This is a genomic window from Microcoleus sp. AS-A8 (assembly GCA_039962225.1).
Taxonomy (GTDB): domain Bacteria; phylum Cyanobacteriota; class Cyanobacteriia; order Cyanobacteriales; family Coleofasciculaceae; genus Allocoleopsis.
This window is the reverse complement of sequence record JAMPKV010000032.1, coordinates 1-17,728: the sequence shown is the minus strand read 5'-3', so window position 1 is coordinate 17,728 and position 17,728 is coordinate 1. Positions and strand designations below refer to the sequence as shown.

At 44.9% G+C, this 17,728-nt stretch carries 16 protein-coding genes and 1 pseudogene; 8 read left to right on the top strand and 9 right to left on the bottom strand.

The window, feature by feature from the left end:
• Positions 1–387 precede the first annotated feature (387 nt).
• A complete protein-coding gene (lexA, locus tag NDI48_28760) occupies positions 388–1,032 on the top strand; it encodes a transcriptional repressor LexA (GenBank protein ID MEP0835155.1) in 645 nt (214 codons plus the stop codon).
• A 123-nt stretch (positions 1,033–1,155) separates the two neighbouring features.
• On the opposite strand, the gene NDI48_28755 is transcribed toward lexA, so the two are convergent.
• From NDI48_28755 to NDI48_28740, 4 genes are all read right to left on the bottom strand, one after another.
• A complete protein-coding gene (locus tag NDI48_28755; protein MEP0835154.1) occupies positions 1,156–1,623 on the bottom strand; it encodes a phage N-6-adenine-methyltransferase in 468 nt (155 codons plus the stop codon).
• The gene (locus NDI48_28750; protein ID MEP0835153.1) at positions 1,583–1,750 is read right to left on the bottom strand and encodes a hypothetical protein; all 168 of its coding nucleotides are present in this window, start codon (positions 1,748–1,750) and stop codon (positions 1,583–1,585) included. Before NDI48_28750 ends, NDI48_28755 begins: the two co-directional genes overlap by 41 nt.
• 155 nt (positions 1,751–1,905) lie before the next feature.
• Positions 1,906–2,085: a hypothetical protein gene (locus NDI48_28745; GenBank protein MEP0835152.1), complete on the bottom strand. Its 180-nt coding sequence runs from the start codon at positions 2,083–2,085 to the stop codon at positions 1,906–1,908.
• Positions 2,066–2,269: a hypothetical protein gene (locus NDI48_28740; GenBank protein MEP0835151.1), complete on the bottom strand. Its 204-nt coding sequence runs from the start codon at positions 2,267–2,269 to the stop codon at positions 2,066–2,068. The genes NDI48_28745 and NDI48_28740 overlap by 20 nt, the downstream gene beginning before the upstream one ends.
• Positions 2,270–2,314: 45 nt before the next feature.
• Here NDI48_28740 and NDI48_28735 point away from each other — a divergent pair, with 45 nt between their 5' ends.
• From NDI48_28735 to NDI48_28725, 3 genes are all read left to right on the top strand, one after another.
• Complete coding sequence (locus NDI48_28735) at positions 2,315–2,545, top strand: hypothetical protein (GenBank protein MEP0835150.1); 231 nt, start codon at positions 2,315–2,317, stop codon at positions 2,543–2,545.
• Between the two features lie 64 nt (positions 2,546–2,609).
• A complete protein-coding gene (locus NDI48_28730) occupies positions 2,610–7,130 on the top strand; it encodes a HEAT repeat domain-containing protein (protein ID MEP0835149.1) in 4,521 nt (1,506 codons plus the stop codon).
• A gap of 74 nt (positions 7,131–7,204) precedes the next feature.
• Positions 7,205–8,050 carry a DUF1963 domain-containing protein gene (locus NDI48_28725; GenBank protein MEP0835148.1) on the top strand — a complete coding sequence of 282 codons (846 nt, stop codon included), beginning with the start codon at positions 7,205–7,207 and terminating at the stop codon, positions 8,048–8,050.
• A 55-nt stretch (positions 8,051–8,105) separates the two neighbouring features.
• On the opposite strand, the gene NDI48_28720 is transcribed toward NDI48_28725, so the two are convergent.
• Positions 8,106–8,279, bottom strand: coding sequence for a hypothetical protein (locus NDI48_28720; GenBank protein ID MEP0835147.1), 174 nt, complete (start codon positions 8,277–8,279; stop codon positions 8,106–8,108).
• A 495-nt stretch (positions 8,280–8,774) separates the two neighbouring features.
• On the opposite strand from NDI48_28720, the gene NDI48_28715 reads away from it, so the two are divergent.
• Positions 8,775–9,845, top strand: a complete 1,071-nt coding sequence (locus NDI48_28715; GenBank protein ID MEP0835146.1) for a tyrosine-type recombinase/integrase — start codon at positions 8,775–8,777, stop codon at positions 9,843–9,845.
• A gap of 349 nt (positions 9,846–10,194) precedes the next feature.
• Here NDI48_28715 and NDI48_28710 read toward each other — a convergent pair whose 3' ends face one another.
• The 3 genes and pseudogenes from NDI48_28710 to NDI48_28700 all read right to left on the bottom strand — a co-directional run bounded on the left by NDI48_28710 (position 10,195) and on the right by NDI48_28700 (position 11,859).
• Positions 10,195–10,605: a transposase gene (locus tag NDI48_28710; protein ID MEP0835145.1), complete on the bottom strand. Its 411-nt coding sequence runs from the start codon at positions 10,603–10,605 to the stop codon at positions 10,195–10,197.
• A gap of 78 nt (positions 10,606–10,683) precedes the next feature.
• Positions 10,684–11,469, bottom strand: a pseudogene (locus tag NDI48_28705) (ISKra4 family transposase).
• 36 nt (positions 11,470–11,505) lie between these two features.
• Positions 11,506–11,859, bottom strand: a complete 354-nt coding sequence (locus NDI48_28700) for a hypothetical protein (GenBank protein ID MEP0835144.1) — start codon at positions 11,857–11,859, stop codon at positions 11,506–11,508.
• Positions 11,860–12,052: 193 nt separating this feature from the next.
• Here NDI48_28700 and NDI48_28695 point away from each other — a divergent pair, with 193 nt between their 5' ends.
• Complete coding sequence (locus tag NDI48_28695; protein ID MEP0835143.1) at positions 12,053–12,640, top strand: Uma2 family endonuclease; 588 nt, start codon at positions 12,053–12,055, stop codon at positions 12,638–12,640.
• A 213-nt stretch (positions 12,641–12,853) separates the two neighbouring features.
• On the opposite strand, the gene NDI48_28690 is transcribed toward NDI48_28695, so the two are convergent.
• On the bottom strand, positions 12,854–13,345 hold the full coding sequence (locus tag NDI48_28690; protein MEP0835142.1) for a hypothetical protein: 492 nt from the start codon (positions 13,343–13,345) through the stop codon (positions 12,854–12,856).
• A gap of 122 nt (positions 13,346–13,467) precedes the next feature.
• Between NDI48_28690 and NDI48_28685 the strand changes: the two genes are divergently transcribed.
• A complete protein-coding gene (locus NDI48_28685; protein MEP0835141.1) occupies positions 13,468–14,628 on the top strand; it encodes a hypothetical protein in 1,161 nt (386 codons plus the stop codon).
• Positions 14,629–15,134: 506 nt separating this feature from the next.
• Positions 15,135–17,728: TIR domain-containing protein (locus NDI48_28680; GenBank protein MEP0835140.1), on the top strand; the 2,594-nt coding region annotated here is incomplete at its 3' end.

The following is a 17,728-nucleotide window of genomic DNA, read 5'->3' as shown; positions in this document are numbered from 1 at the left end:
GATTATGTAGCACAGCAGCTTACTGGCGACGATTCGGATACACAGAATTTGCGAGAGGCTCAGGAATGGACAGCGCTATCGTACACCAGACCTGATGATGTGGCGTGGGAATTAGCAGAGAGGCTAAGGACAAGGGTCAAGCAGGAGGATATGGCAGAGGTGTTTCGCCTTGCGTCGTTAGTAGAAACTTTTGCAGAACCACTACTTGAGGCAGGATTTGAGCCTTTACTAATTTACAGTCGTGGCATGAGCAGTTGTGTTCGAGGTGATTTAGAAGGTGCAACCGTTCAATTTAGAAAGTTACAGGAACAAGAGAACCAAGTAGAAATTGCTGGAGTAAGTTTAGATATTCCTTCAGAACCTCGCAATGTTTTCAGTAAAAAGACTCTGAAAGAACAAACTTCCAGTGTTTACCGCCCACCAGGTAGGGAACCGCTAACAGAAGCGCAACAACAACTCTACAACTGGCTTGTGGAATATATTCGCATCTCACAACAGGCTCCTTCAATTAGACAAATGATGAGAGCTATGAACCTAAGAACTCCAGCGCCGATTCAGAGTCGCTTAGAACAGTTGCGAGCTAAGGGATATATCGACTGGACAGAGGGGAAAGCTCGCACGATTGAGATTCTGGGCGATTCCACTGGAGGAGTACCCATATTGGGGGTGGTCAGTAATGGTCTTGTTGAGTCTTTTACCAATGTAGCCGAATACCTAGATTTATCAAGCTTGTTCCATAAACCCGGTAATTTTGCACTGCGGGTAACTGGGGACAGCATGAAGGAATATCTGATTGCTGAGGGTGATGTAGTGATTATGCGGCCTGCCCCTGACCCCAATCAATTGAAGAATGCACTGATTGTGGCAGCACGATTAGAAGGACGGGGTACAACAATACGCCGTTTCTACCGCACGGATGATCGAGTTAAACTAGAACCTGCCAATTCTAAGTACACTCCTATTGAAGTTTCTATTAGCCAAGTACAGATACTAGGTGTCCTGGTAGGCGTTTGGCGAGAAAAGCACAATTAACCAGTGCTTACGATCTCCGACATTTTGCACAATTCGCGACAATCTACTACTGAATGCATTAGTAGAGTGCGGTGTCATCAGATGCAAATGTCGAGCAGGGGATATTTAGTGATATCAAATGAATTAAACTAAATTGCGAGCTTCTCCCTTCGTTTGAAAAATTGCCTTAAATTTTTTGACTTCCTTGCCCAGATACAGCAAATCGTTGTAGTAGCGCGGGGAAGGTTGCTGCTTTCCGGTGGCATCGATGAAGTGTATTCGTTTATGCACTTCACAAATAGCCGTTACCCGCCGCAACTGTTGCTTATACCAAGCAGCCCCAGTGCGGTTGAGTAGGAGTATCGCCGCTTCTATTTCTCCGTTCTCGTAGCAGGAGAGTGCCTTCTCTAGCCAATCTGGTGCCTTCCTGCCTTTGGGCTGCTCTTTCCCGTAGGGAGGATTGCACCATACCCGCCCAAACCAAGGTTGCTCCATGCCGTCCTCTAAGGCAGTATAGTAAGTTCCAGCCTTTATCCACTCTTGGGGCTTGGAGGCGCTAGCCGGGTCTAAGTCAATCCCACCTCTGACATCGAACTCCAAAAACTCGCTCAACGGCTGGTAAAACTAAACGGCGAAGCGTGGGAGGAGGGGGAACTTGTGGATATTCGGCTAGCTGAGGATTTGAAGCGGAGACGGCGGGAAAGGCGATCGCGTTGCGCTGCTGCGTTTGCGTAAGCATGGTGCGGAGCAGCAAAGCGCAGATTGCACTAACTGCTTAAACCTGTAGCTAAGGGTAATGCTAGGAACTTCGCCGATAAAATCAACCCCCTCAAGATTTTTTGGTGTGATCGCTTTCTCATGTGACCTAACAGGGATGTTCTGGGAACACTAACACTAGAACGTCTGTGCTAACGCTTGGTCGATGAAGGCGACATCGAGTCCGTAGTCATTACGGATTACATGCCAAGTTTGTCGGCGAGAGGCAGGTGCTAAGAGAATGAGTCCTCTTGTATCAGTTAGGTGCCGGAAGGAAATCAGTCCATTACTTGCATTATTACCAGCGCCGTGTAACATCAGTACCCAGAGGGGCTGGTCTATCCACCCGATAGCCTACGGGTATGTAGAGAAGACCGTCGCGTTCCCCAGAAAGGCCCAAGGGTTGCAGTCCTCCGGGTGCTGTTCCAGTTGGTTGGGTCGGACGCGCTAGCAAACGTCCTTGTGTGACTGCCTCTCTAAAAGGCTTCTCTCCTAAGCTCATCCATGTACTCCAATACATGGATGAGCGGTAGCAGCTTTTAGATAGATGGTTAAACAATCGCTGCCATCCCTTTACGAAGCGCAGGATGAGCCAGGTAACTTACTCCTTCTGGTGATGCACAATCCACTCCAGGAGGCAGCGAATAGGATTCAGATACAGGCATTACCTCAATATCGGCTCAAACATTATGAAACCGCTTTGGCTACAGTAGTATTTGTGGTGCGCGATTGCATAAGAACACCCGCTCTCGCCGATCGCATCCTCTCATCCTGTTAAAACGCGATCGCTCTTTAGCGCGATTTCTTCCTAATATGCAGACATTTAACTAAAAAAGATTAGTATGAGTGGACAAGCTGGTGCTAGGGGATATATTGTTCAGACTTTAATTGGCGTTCTAGATTCGTTAGAAGATCGAGAATGGCATTTTTTGAGCATCGAACCAAATATAGCTTCTGACAAGGTAGACGTAATCTGGTATTATCCTGAGCGCACCAAGGTAGTACAAGTTAAGCACTCCCAAAACCAAATCAATTGGGGAATGGTAAAAGCTTGGGCTGAGGAATTGGAAAAATCTATTGAGGCTCAAGAGTATGAACTGACCCTAATTGGTCCCTGTAATAAAGATGTAGCTAGTACAGGATTACACGGTAAAGTCTCGATACCAAAGCCTCATGTTCTTAATTTATTATCACTAATTGAACAAGCTGCTCATAAACTCGCTAAGTACCTTGAATCAAAGAATATCATAAAAACTACCTCGCAAGTAAGAGAGCTGTTAGTTAATGCTTTAACAACGGAGCTATCTATTTATTCAACGAAAGGTTCTAGAATATCGAGAGAAGATTTTGACAATTTATTAGTTGGATGGATTCAAATTATCTATCCAGACAGCACTAATGAAACCGATAGTGCGAGTTTACTAAAAGAATGGAATATTCCTTGGAGTGAGGTTTGTAGTGCCATACTGGAAAACCAAAACCAATGGCTAACAACCCATGCTCTAGCCTCTGGAAATCGGCGAGTTAAAGATATGTATGTTCCTTTGGGACTAGTGGAGCGCAAACAACCATCTAGACCAGAACGTAACATTTCTCCAGAGCAAGGGTCAGAGTTTTACCAGGAAAAAATCACGCCAATAGAGCATAAGGATTTTTTTGAGCAAGTCCTCAAACTGGGGATTAGTCCCAAAAGTAACGGCAGGTGCATTGCCATTATTGGTGAACCGGGTGCGGGAAAAACAACCCTGCTACAAAAGATTGCTTCAGAAGTTGATGGTATACCAATTTGGGTAGACTTGGCAGACCCAGATCTAAAGCAAGAAGAAAATCTAAAGGACTATTTAGTAAATAAATGGCTTGAAGAAGCACTGCCTTATATCCGAAAACATTTACTAGATGCAGTATCACCGCCGCTGGAAGTCACGCAGGAGGTAAAAGAGGCTTTCAAACAGGAATTTTATCAGGGTCGAGTTTGGCTGCTACTTGATGGTGCGGATGAAATAGCAGCAGAATTCGGCAATCCTTTAACGTGGGTTTCTCGGCAAATCAGAGGAGGTTGGATTTCTGAAGCACGATTAGTGCTGACTTGTCGCCAAAATGTTTGGGATGCAGACAGAAATGCTCTAGACGTTAATTTTGATGTCTATCGCAATCTGGATTTTAGTTATCCAGAACAGGTGGAGGAGTTTATTGATAAATGGTTGGCTAAGGAATCTGAACAGCAGTCACGGGGCAACCTGAAAGCTCAGTTGAATAAAGCAGAAGAACGGATTAAGAACTTAATCAAAAATCCTCTGCGGTTAATGCTGTTGTGCCGTACCTGGGAAGTAGGAGGTAAATTACCTGATACCAAAGCAGGGCTTTATCAACGCTTGGTGAAAGGACTCTACCAATTAAAGGACGATAATCCAGAATTCGAGATTTCCCTAGAGCAACAAGACGAACTGAATCGAAAATTAGGAGAGTTGGCACTACAATCCATTGACGGTAAACATTCTCGGTTTCGGCTACGGGAAAGCTTTATTAAGAATTTATTGGGTCATCCTGAACAAGAGAGTTCTCTGTTTTGGATAGCACGGAAATTGGGATGGCTAAATCAAGTAGGCTTACCAATGGTAGAGGAGAAAGACTCTGATGAAAAGGTCTATGCTTTCTTTCATCCCACGTTTCAGGAATATTTTGCAGCTTGTGCAATTCCAGATGGGGACTTTTTCCTACCTCGTAATCACATAGATAGACCAGTAGAAGATAAAGCTCATCCAGCACAATACAATCGCTACAAAATTTTTGAATTGCAGTGGAAAGAAGTTTTTTTACTGTGGATGGGGCAACCGAAGGAAAAAATATCAGATAAGAAAAAGGAATGTTTGCTAAAAGCGTTAATAAACTTTGATGATGGAACAGGACATGATTTTTTTATCTATAGAGCTTATTTTATAGCAGCCTCTGGAGTTGGAGAGTTTGGGAGGTCGGTAGAAGCTGAAAAAATTGCAATCAAATTGATTGATTGGTGCTTTTTTAAGGATGATGATATTGAATTCCCATATTGGTTGTCACAAGCAGCTAAAGAATCTCTTAAAGAGATAAAAAGGCAATTAGCGTTGGTGAAACTACTGGAACTACTGTGGTCTGTTGATAATGAGAAGATTAGAAAACAGATTGCTGATTATCTAGCCAAGATTGGCATTGGCAATCCTTTGGTGGCATTAAATTTAACTCTAATTATAATCAAAATACTAAATACTCATAAATTACTCAATTCTAAGAGGGGAGGGATTTTTTCGATCGCTGTGTGGGGACTGGCAGAAGTTGGTGTTGTTAGCCAGAATGCTATTGAGGTGCTGATTGATACATTGCACTATACCAACAAAATCGAAACATCTGTTGATAACTTTTATAAAACTCTAGCGTTTGATGATCCGAAAATTGAAAATCTAAATGATTTACGTTGGGTGCTTCAGGATATTCGTAAACCAGTTCTCGATTGTTTAGGGAAAATTGGTATCGGCAATCCAACTGCTATTAAGGGGCTGCAAGAAGTTATTGAAACTATACGAGATGACGAATCTCGTGCAATAAATGCCGAAATGTTGTGGAAAATACATCCTGGGGACTGCATAGCTATCGAGATTCTTAAAAAGCTTCTGTTCACTAGCAATTATGAATGGATTATTCAGAAAGCTAGCTGGATTTTAGAAGAAATTAGTGCTAGTGATTGTAGGGGTATTGAAACCTTAGTTGAAGTTTTAACTACTACTCGTAATGAAGAAACTCGTAAAATAGTATCTAGAAGTTTGGGTGAAGTTAAAAGTGGCAATCATAAAGTAATTGAAACTTTAATTGAAGTCTTTAAACTCACTCACAATGAGGAAACTCGCAGAATAAGCGTCGAGAGTTTAGGCAAAGTCGGTACTGACAATATAACGGCTATTAAGGCATTGCAAGAAATTCTGCACACTAATCAAGATGATTACATTCGCAGAGAAGCTGCTAAGAGCTTAGGAAAAATCGATCCTGGTAACACCACAGCTATTGCGGCGCTTACAGAACTGCTGCACATTGTTAAGGATCAGTGGCTCCTTTGCTCCACTGCTACCACTCTGTGGGAAATCAATCATGGCAACCGAAGTGCAATTAAGACACTCAGAGAACTGTGTGCTTCTAAAAATGAAAACCTCTGTTTGAGTGCTGCCGAGAGCTTAGGGAAAATCAACCCCAGGGATCTGATAGCCATAGAGACGCTGATAAGAATTGCGTGTATGGATTCAGATGTTGAGGAGATTGAAAGAGAAGCAGCTAAAATTTTGTACGCAATCGGCACTAACAATAAAACAGTCATCGAAACACTGATTCAATTCCTGCGTACCGAGAAAAATGAGTTGGACTGTGTGCGAGTTGCAAAAATCTTAGGAAAAATCGATACTGGCAATCAAACTGCTATTGACAAGCTAATCAAAATTATAGGCACCACTCAAAAAGAGGGCATATGTTGGGATGCCGCAGAATATTTAGGAGAAATTAGCCCCGATCACCCAATTGCTATCGAAGCATTGATAAAACTACTGTATAACCATCAGTGGGGGTGGTTTCAAGACCAGTTTATCGTGAATAGCCTTAGGAAACTTGGTATTGGTAATCAAAATGCTATCGAGACACTGATTCAAATTCTACTTACCAGTCAGAACCATCAGCTCCGTTCCAAGGCTGCGGAAGGGTTGAAGAAAATCCGACAGGAAGAATTTTTAGTTAAGGTAGTTAAAAGCTTAAAAAGCAACGTTCAAGATGAAGTCTATGAAAAGGACTTTCATCTTTATCAGAAATGTAAGGCAGTTATTTTGTACTGCTCGCAAAATTTACCCTACCAGAAGTTTTATCAAGCGTGGTACAGCAACAAAGATTCTACCCTTTCTGGTGAAGCTCAAAAACTCGATTTTAACCAACTGCAACCCACTGACTATACTTATCCTTTAGCAATCAATATACTATCCTTAAAAGAAGAGACAGAACAAGCAGCGATAGCGCAAAAAGTCTGCACCAAAATCTACAAGCATCAGGCTGTCAAAATTTCAGGGAAACCACCCACAGTCAAGAGTGATGCTGAACTCCAACAACACCTCTTCGAGATTCAAGAAAAGTTGCAGCGCAAAAACCTAGCTTTGGTTTTGTACATCAAAGACGCTAACGGTTTTCACGAGCCAACAGAAGAAGCGATCGCATTCTGTCAAAAACTTGCCGATCCAGACTTAGGGATTTACATTGCTTGGATTACCAACCAGTCTCTTGAGCAACCCTTGAAGCCTATTCAACCTGACTCACCAAAGCTGATGAGCAAGATTCAAAGCTGGATTGATGAAATTGTATAGAATTATATTGAGTCTATTCTCTGGCAAATTTAACATAAACGAATTTAGATAGAGCTGATATTATCAGAGCAATTATGCCTGATGAAACTCTCCTCCCCCATAAAGCAGCGCAATTCATTAAGCACAAACTTGCACATCTCGAATGTTTAGCATGGCAGCCAGTCGTGAGAGAAGGGGATGGAGACTTGAAAGCCTCTAAATTCGCAGGTAAACCTTGGTTAAGTGCTGGTGAATCCTATCCGACTTGCCCAAATTGCGAAAACCCAATGGAGTTTATTCTCCAACTTAATTTAGAGAAACTTCCTGAAGCTGTTAATGAGAGATTTGGTAAGGGGCTTTTTCAGTTATTCTATTGCTTTCAAGATGATTGCGATGTTGACTACGAAGGATGGGCAGCATTTTCTCCGATACAAATCGCCAGAGTTATTCAGCCTGAAGGAGAACCTGCCGAGTTTGAAGTTCCTGTAATCGAAGGTGAATGTCTTTCCAAACAAATTGAAGGTCTGTTGCCTGCCAAATTAATTGTTGGATGGGAGGAGATACAAGATTATCCAGATTGGAGAGATGTAGAAAGTTATGGAGTTACCCTGACTGACGGTGAACACCAACAATTAGTCACGCTTCTACCTAGCGCTATCTTCCGCACATATTGGGATTGGTGTAGTGCTGTAAATGCTTTCATGAAGGAAGCGGGGTTACACGCTCCGTTTAGAGATAAACTTGCAGGCTATCCTCATTGGCAGCAGGGAACTGAAGATTGCCCTAACTGCCATATCTGCGGTGCAAGGATGAACCAACTGATTGCTCAGCTTGAATCGAATGACAATATTCCTATACATTGGGGCGATGTTGGCTCAGGCTATATCGTGCAGTGTCCAAAGCATCACGAGCAAGTAGCTTTTTTCTGGCAGTGTGGTTGAGCTTTTATGTCGAGCAAGAGTTACTGAGAACCTCCCAAAGTTTAGTCCATATCAACTAGAACGGGATGTCTAAATCGTCTTCACCATCATCTACCGATAACTGTGATGGCGGTACTGGAGATAATGCCTCGTGAGGAATCACTTCCATCCAATACCGATGCTTATCGTGAGTCACCTGGACAAACCAGGCTTCATTAAGAAAGAAACAGACGTTTAACTCGTCCAACACCAAGCCCGCCCGGAGGTACTGGATCGTCAGAGGTGCATACCGCCAACATGAAGGAGCTTAAGGTGCGCTTGAGAGAGCAATATAGTCCACTCGTCCTTCTCAACAGTGAGCGCGAGTTTTGCCTAACGCTTCCCGTGGTGCTTTCCGGAGAGCACATCGGAATACAGCTCACATTCGCTTTAGCAACGTTTTTTTACTTCTCAATGAAACATAACGGGGGTCTCGTTGCTCGATTGCTTGGAGCAGAAGTTGGCTCAATGGGTGAGCGATAAAGTTTGTCTAACAGCACCTTTACCCTCTTATATGGAAGCGATTGCTTCCCCACTCCCAGTGCTGCCCTAAGCCGTTCTCGCAACGCTCTTGCTTCAATCAAGCCTGTCTAATGAATTCCGTGTCCCCTTAACAAAGAGGACGGATAACCACAAAATGAATAGGCGTGTTATCTGTTGAAGGTGACACGCCTTGGCTTTGTGAAAAAGATTTCACTCTATATCTATGTCTATGTTACCAACGAATAATTTTGGGGAAGGGAACCCTTCAGTGGAGACGTGCGTAAAAGCGAATTATCGCACCTCGGATTCATCCTGTTTCACCCCTTTCCTTATGGGCGATTCCTCCCTGAATCAAACCAATACCAGTTGGCTCTCTCAAGCCGTCGAACCTGACTTAATCCAGCAGTTGCTTAATGACAAGAGATCAGTCAATACCCGCCGCGCCTATGCACGCGACCTAAAAGATTTCTTCTTGACCATTGCCAATTCAGAACCGACACCGGAGTTGGTTAGCCAGTTCCTGAGACTTGATAGATTTAACGCGATCGCTCTCGTGGTGAAGTACAAAGCAAGCTTGATTGAACGCAAACTATCAGAAGCAAGCGTAAACCGAAGATTGGCGGCTCTCAAGAGCTTGGTTAAGTTTGCCAGACGCCTTGGGAAGTGTGACTTTACCCTGGAAGACGTTGAAGGCGAAAGAGTCAAAAGCTATCGCGATACGACGGGCGTCGATCCACAGACCATCAAGAAGATACTGGCAGTCCCCGACAGGGCTACACTCAAGGGGAAGCGAGACTATAGTTTATTGCTACTGCTTTGGAGTAATGGCTTGCGGCGTTCAGAAGCGTCACAGGCGACGATTAAAGACTTTGACCCCCATGACCAACGCCTGTGGATTCTGGGAAAAGGTCGAGGGAGTCAGAAGGAGTCTATTGACTTAAACAGACCAACGACGGAAGCCTTGCTCGACTGGCTGAGACACAGAAAAGAGTTGGATGCATCCGCACCATTGTTTATCAGTCTAAGTCAATGGCAGCATGGGCACGCGCTGACTGGGAAAAGCATCTATGAGGTTGTTCGCCAGTGTGCCGAAGCGGCTGGCATTACTAAACGAATCTCCCCACACCGAATCAGGCATAGTGCGATCACTGCCCTGCTGGATGCGAACAACGGGAATACACGCCAAGCTCAAAGTTTCTCGCGCCACAGCTCTGCTGATATCCTGCGAAAATATGACGACAATAGACAGCGCCTTCAAGGGCAAGCTACTGATTTGTTGGGAGATTTACTTTGAACCTAAATTACTTATTCAAGGGTTTGACTACACTGCAATGCCGTAGCTTCATAGGCACACTTGTTCTCCCCAAGGGGGATTATTCCCTTCTGGATCGAAATCTATGCATTTAAAGCTTTCGATTGTGCCGCCCGACATTATCCCAAATGTAATAGACCAATCAGTTTCCCGTCTGCCAAACGTGACAGCTCCAACAGAGCCACAAGATTTTATAATTTCGGAGGCGATAGTTTTTTGAAACACTGGCGATGACATCACCGAGTCAGCCGCATTGGGAGCATCCCAATTGTGCAAAAATAAAGGTATCGCTTTTATTCGCGAAGTTGTCTCGCGAATAAAGGGGGATGATTCAATTTTGTGGTTTTTCTTCCTCCTGCTCGGCTCCAGAAGTAATATCCAGCAAGCAATCATCTAGGGAACGGATGATCTTCTGTATCTCATCGATAACAGAACGCCTAAAAACAGACATGACAGCATCTATATGGTCAGTAGTACCACCTTTCCCCAGATGCTTGTATTTACTCAACTCTTCGGAGGTCGCGCATGGGAAGTATGGAGTCGGCACTTGTAATTTGTAGTACCAATATTTCTTATTATTTTGCCGAACTTGATAACGCGCTACCCAAGCGCCTCCTGGAGCCAGCTCACCCTGTTTTAATATTTGTCTTTGTTGTTTTTCTAACGCTGCTATCGCCTTTTTAATACGGTCAAATCGAGCGAATTTATCTTGCTCAATATCCTTTGAAGCCCTTCGAGCCATAAAAACCAACTCCAATTATTCGCGATTATAACTCGCGAAGTAAAGCCGAGCGCTTCTTTTCACACTATTTTTTGACGTTTAAGCACTTGGAGCAAGTTGTCGATTGAGATAAGCGCAGCGCAATTGCAGCATTTGCGGTAAATTTTGGGACTTCCATTGAGCGCCGACTATTTGTAGTCGCTTGTCTATTTGCTTGACGGCAGACTCGACGGCTCCAGAACCAATCGAACTTAGTTGCTCGGCTTGGAAGTACATATAATTAACCAAGCGATGCCTATGTTTACGTAGATAACTTATAAAGTTTGTCACGCCCAAATACTTAGTTTTCTGGAGTTTGCCAATCGCTTCTTCTCCGACTCCTTGCCACAAATCGGCTTCGATTTGTTCTAAAAACTTTTTTGATGCCTGAATTTTTTTGTTTAATATTTGGTGGAGATAGCTCTACTTTCTGAACTTGGCGATGATGAGTACTGTGACCTACTTCTATCCCCGTCAAGACTTTAAGATCATTCTCGGCATCTTGAAATGACTCATTTGCTGCAAGTAATAAGCAGCACTTTTCCAGAAGAGGACTTAATCGCCGATACGGCTCAATTCCTAAGCGTGACGCTTGTTTTTGGGTTATTTTTATTCTTCCAACACAACTTCTTATCGTTCGGATGCGTCCCGATTCTGTTCCTGTCTTTTCTCCGATAAAAAAAAGGTGATTTTGGGACTGACATGTTCTAGAACTTGGTCGCGCACCGCTGTTTCAATACCCTCCAAGGTCTCAATTTTATCAGGTGGAGTATTTTTATAGAGAATTTTGGCTATCGCCTTAATATGGTCAGCTAAAAGTTTTTTGTCTTCCGGCGTCATTGTCATCAAGATGCTCCCTAACTACAATCATTGTCCCCATTATTACAACATCCACATAATCCCGACTTTATTCGCGATGATAACTCGCGAATAAAGTTCCCTTTCTCTTGTCTTCTTGCAAAATTGGGATGCTCCCGCCGCATTACCATCAACAATGATTGTGACGAACAGAGGACGGCCTTTGGGGTGGTTGGGATAAAATTCGCTGTGATCTGCGATATCAGTTGTTACACTAACATCCCTCGCCTTTTCGATGCGACTCCTGCCATCGGCAATAGCTGTTTCACAGGATTTTCTCGTCTGTTTGCTTTTTGCCTGTGTTGGCAGGGCAAAGGCAGACAGACCTAAAGAGCCTGCGGCAATAAAAACAATGGTGCTAGCAAAAAACTTCTGCATTCTTGTGGGATGGCGTTACGCTTCTTTCCCAGTTTGACCAAACTACAAGCGAGGAATTTTACGATCGCAGACTCTTTACATTCCGAGAGACAATCGCGCCGATCTTCAAAGGGCAGCTTCCAAGCTATTATCCAATGCGTTAGAAGAGTAACAGCGCTACTAGACGAAGTAGTTTTCTCGCGGAGCGATCGCCATGACTCAAACACCTGTTAAGAACCTGACTTTCGAGGAATATCTTGCCTACGATGACGACACGGACAACCGCTACGAGTTGGTCAATGGAGTATTAACGATGGTTCCACTACCAACCGCTGACCACTCCGATGTCATTGATTTATTATCTGATGCGTTCAGGGCAGAAATCCATTGGCTTGTACACCCCTGGATCGTCAAGCGCGATGTAGGGGTGTACACGCGCACAAATCCGGTTACAGGGAAAGACCAGTCTCGCACTCCGGATGTCTCAGTAATGACGAAAGCACAATGGCAAGAGCTGAAGGTCGATAAAAAATCGTCGGCTGTGCTGAGAACCCCGCCTCTCCTGGCTGTTGAAATAGTCAGCCCCGGTTCCAAGAAAACAGACTATGGCAGCAAGGAGGCGGAGTATAGAGCTATAAGAATTCCTGAGTATTGGATCGTAGACCTCCGTAATCCCAAGGTTTCAGTTCTACTGCTGGTGGATAGCCACTACAAGAAAACTGAGTTCAGAGGTGGGGAACGGATTATTTCTCAGACCTTCCCTGAGTTAACCCTGACAGCACAGCAGATTTTGTCAGCTTGAAGCAAATCTTGATACTCGGTGCCCCAGTATAAACACATCAGAACAACTGCCCCTGAACAGCTACTTCCCCAGCTTCTTCATTCCCTACTATAAGCGTGCAGATAGGTAATCCACCGCCTGTAGAACAGTAGCAATGTTGCTGGGGAAGTAGCAAGCTGATACTGTTGACGAATGTAGAACAGCCACACTTGCGTCACCAGTATCGTTGGCTACTCACACCCCAACTTCTAGGGTGGAGTTAACCAGTGGCTGACCCTGCGACAACAATCCGCGTTTAGTGTCGTACTCAATGGGTGAGTGACTCCCCCAAGTCGAAGCTGTATGCACACTGAACAGTGAAGGTGTCTGTGTTGGCACCAAAGCCACAGGTATTTTTTCTCCTGAAGCGGTTGCCACTAGGCTGTGTGTCGGATTGAAGCTACTGGGTGTTTCTTGGGTGAAGCCTTTGTTCCCGACTTTTTGGGAGGGAGGAGAAGAGGAAGGCTTTGGCTCTTTGGGTTGAGACTTTTTTGGATTAGTTGTGGCTTTAATCGTCTTAGCTTTTGGAGGGCGGCACTGTTCGCAGTACAACGGTCTAGAGCCGAAAGTTTCCCGCACTGTGGGCGCAGAGCATTGTTTGCAGATGAACTTGAAGATGCGGGCGTGAATGAGTCTCGAATGAGCTTGTACAGTGTACTCTCGAACAAAAACGTACTTACTAGCCATTGCATGAACACACAATTCGATGATGTAAAAACAGCCAGCCACTATTAATGAGTGGGTTTTTACTAGGCTAGAAGAAGATAGCCTTTGATTAAATACCAAGCGACGGAGAATGCTCCTACCCAATGAGCCAACATTTCCAACTCCAACCCCCTCCCGACAACTTACGCACGCCCTTGGTAAAGCTAAAAGACCACTACGTGCAGCAGATAGAGGAGTATTTACAAAAGCTGTCATTAGCTAAGGATAAGTTGGCCCATGTCGAAGCCCTGTTGGAAGGATGGTCAAGCGTTGAAGAACTACCACACCAAAACCCACGTTCTCAATTCCCGACAGCATCTAGCACGGCTATCCCAGAAAACGTGGAGAGTGAAGTCGGTGATGTCCGAGACTTCGAGAGTTCCCTCATGGGAGGCAAGGGTAATGCCAGTGGTGCCGTCAAAGAGAATGCGGTTCCTCCTCATCAGGAGAATGGCGCATCCTCCCGCACTGCAATAGAAGAACCGTTTTTTCCAACATTGTTAGAGCGCTTCATTGATACTCTCGATACCTCCACCCGTACCCTGCTGAGTTTCTGTGTTGACTCAAGGGGAATTGAACTAACTGACACCATTGGTGGTGGTAAGACTTTATCCTTGGAGTGTCCCAACGACGCCGTGTTTCGCCGTCTCAAGTCGAAGTTACCGCGTTTGGTTTTCAAGTGGAATCAGTTCGTTAGTTCAAACAGCATTGTTGTGATTTCAATGGCTAAAAATCCTTTCGACCATAAGGGGTTGTCTTGGTCAAAAGAAGATTTAGCTCAACTTTCATCAAAGGTGGATAAGGTAGTTGAAGTCAATGGGGTGGCTTATACCCAACTGACAAACAATGACCGCTCCTGGTTGGCCATTGTCCCCCAATCGGTACTGACACCCAAAGAAAGTGATGAAAAACAGTTTTTGATGCCACCTCAACCACCAACCACTACCAACACACTCGTCAATGGTGAGCGCAACTTAATTAGTTCAATAGATGGGGTGCAACATGTCGAAATGCTTCCCCCTTATCAGGGGATGGAGCGAATGGAGGCACTCTCGCTCCTGTTAACAGAACACTCCGGCACGGTGTTACACCTTGGCTTTATTGTGCATTCTCTTTACGGGGAATTAGAACCCTCACTGTTCAAAGTTATCAAGACCCGCGTGACGAGTAGCTTGACGCAGGGGGTAGAGCAGAATTTGTGGGCGAGAGTAACTGACGAACCTGGTTGTTATACTCTTGATTTGAAGTTGATAGAACCAGAGTAATCCCCACCAGCGTCTCGGTCGGGTTCTGGTGGGAGAGTCACAACGCAAGAGAAAAAGTTCAAGAATTAATCTTTCTTCCCTGATGCTGCCAGCGTACCGGGGGCAGTCGGTTAAAGCCGCAGTGGCTTCAATCATAGAATGTCATCCAGGAAAAATCTATTCCATAGATGACTTCATCGCCTTCGTGTTTGGCTCGGTTCCACAGAGCCAAAAGATTCGAGTCAGGGCGGCTGTAAGCAGAGGGCTTTTCGAGGGGAAGCAGGAAGGGCGCTTTGAAAGGGTACCGGGATCAAAGGGCTGCTACACGCTTATCTATAGTTTACTGGGGGCGCAATCCAAGGGACGCCACCCCTAGATGAGCTGTGGAGTCGCGCCGCCATCTTGGTTAGAATTCCCAGCTATTTTTATTTAAACATTGCCATGTCATCTATCCGAGGCTAGGTTAGTCTGAGAACTCTAGCCAGTACTGAGGCGTTCTGTCCTTTGTTTTGTGCAACTGCCTGAAAATGAATAATTTGTTTGATGCCTTCATTTCCTATGGACGAGCAGATAGTAAAGCTTTTGCTACAAAACTTTATGCTCGACTGCTAGAACGAGGGTTGAAAGTCTGGTTTGACCAAAATGATATTCCTCTGGGCGTAGACTTTCAGAACCAAATTGATGATGGCATTGAGAAGGCACATAACTTTCTATTTATCATTGCACCTCATTCCATTAATTCGTCCTATTGTGGCAAAGAAATTGAACTAGCCCTGAAGCGCCATAAACGCATCATTCCCCTTTTGCATGTCGAGCAAATTAGTTGGGAAACTTGGCAGCAGAGATTTCCTAAAGGGACGCCCCAAGAGTGGGAAGATTACAAGGCCAAGGGGTTACATTCGAGCTTTTCCAATATGCACCCGGCACTTGGAAAGATTAATTGGGTGTATTTTCGAGAAGGAATAGATGATGATGAGACATCTTTTACAGGCTTGATTAATTTGCTCCGTTCCCATGCTGATTATGTTCAACAGCATACCCGATTTTTAACCAAAGCATTGGAGTGGGAGAGGCATCAAAAACAAACTAACTACCTATTAGTCGGGGAAGAGAAGCAACAGGCCGAATCTTGGTTGAAGATACGGTTTAAACATGAGCAACCGCCTTGCACTCCCACAGATTTGCACTGCGAATACATTACCGAAAGTATCAAGAATGCTAACAACTTGATGACTCAGGTCTTCCTCTCCTATGCCGATGAGGAGAGGGTGACGATGGAGAAGATTCGCAACAGTTTGAGGCGAGAAAGCATTACGGTTTGGACAAATAAAACTGATATTCAAACGGGTGAAGCGTTCGAGGAAGCGATTAACCGAGGGATTGAACAAGCGGATAATATGGTCTATCTGCTTTCTCCTGACTCGATAAACTCCACATATTGTCAGCAAGAATTAGACTTGGCTATGTCACTGCACAAGCGAATTATTCCTGTGCTGGTGCGCTCAACTGACTTGATGCAGGTGCCGAGTGCGCTGCGTTCTTTGCAGTATATCGACCTCACTGACAATGTGTTGGAAGATGATTACTTGCTCGATGAAAGTCAATTGTTGAAGATTTTTCATGAAGATGCGGCTTACTACAACGAGCATAAAATTCTGTTGACTAAAGCGCTCAAGTGGAAGCGGCAGCACTCCAATCCCAGCATTCTGCTGCGAGGGTATAACTTGCGTAGTGCCCAGTCTTGGTTGAAAGTATCGCAAAAAAGAACACAGCATCCACCCACATCATTGCAGGAAGAATTTATTGCTGAAAGTCTGCGACAACCGCCTGCCAGTTCGCTGGATGTGTTTGTTTCCTATTCCCGTGGTGACGCAGATTTTGTCAGAAAGCTCAACGATACCCTACAAATTCAGGGCAAGACGACTTGGTTTGACCAGGAAAGCATTGCATCGGGGAGTGACTTTCAGCAGGAGATTTATCGGGGAATTAAAGCGTGTGACAACTTTTTATTTATTCTCTCACCGCAATCGGTAAATTCGCCCTTCTGTGCGGATGAAGTGGAGTATGCGGCTTCGTTGAATAAGCGCTTTGTGACGGTGCTGCATCGGGAGGTAAATCCCAGCGACTTGCATCCGGAATTAGCCAAAGTACAGTGGATTGATTTTAATCACAATGAGCGAGATTTTAATACGAATTTCAACCAGTTGATGAGAACTCTCGATACGGACAGAGAACATGTCCACAGTCATAGCAAATGGTTGCAGAGGGCGCTCGAATGGCAGGAGAAAGGGAAGAACGCTGATTTGCTATTGCGGGGGAGTGAGTTGGCGGTGGCTGAGGCTTGGTTGAAAGATACTCAAGCGCAAAAGAAACAACCCGCCGCAACGGATTTGCAGAAAGCGTATATTGCCCAAAGTGGTGGGAACAAGCGCAAAAACCGTTTGTTATTGACGGGGGCAGTAGTCTCGGTGATGGGGGTAGTGACGACAGCCGCGATTGTCTCCACAATGCTCTGGCTCCAAGCCAAAACGCAAACCCAAATTGCTAAAACGCAAACCCAAATTGCTAAAACGCAAACCCAAATTGCGACACTACGTGAAAATGCCGCCCGCGTGCAGAATTTGCCATCTGTTGAAGGGCTAGTTTTGGCAATCAAGGCAACGGGTGAGAGTCAATCCTCATCACCAGAGGTTCGTGAGCAGAGTTTTTCCCAAGTGCAGTCTAGTTTAAATGATGCGATCGAGGATGCCAGAGAACGCAATGTACTTAAAGGGCATGAGGATTCGGTCACCTCAGTCGCCATTAGCCCAGATGGCAAAACTATTATCAGTGGCAGTAATGACAAGACGATACGCCTGTGGGACACTTCGGGCAAGCCCATCGGTTCACCCTTAAAAGGGCATGAGGATTCGGTCACCTCAGTCGCCATTAGCCCAGATGGCAAAACTATTATCAGTGGCAGTAATGACAAGACGATACGCCTGTGGGACACTTCTGGCAAGCCCATCAGTCTACCCTTAAAAGGGCATGAGGATTCGGTCACCTCAGTCGCCATTAGCCCAGATGGCAAAACTATTATCAGTGGCAGTAATGACAAGACGATACGCCTGTGGGACACTTC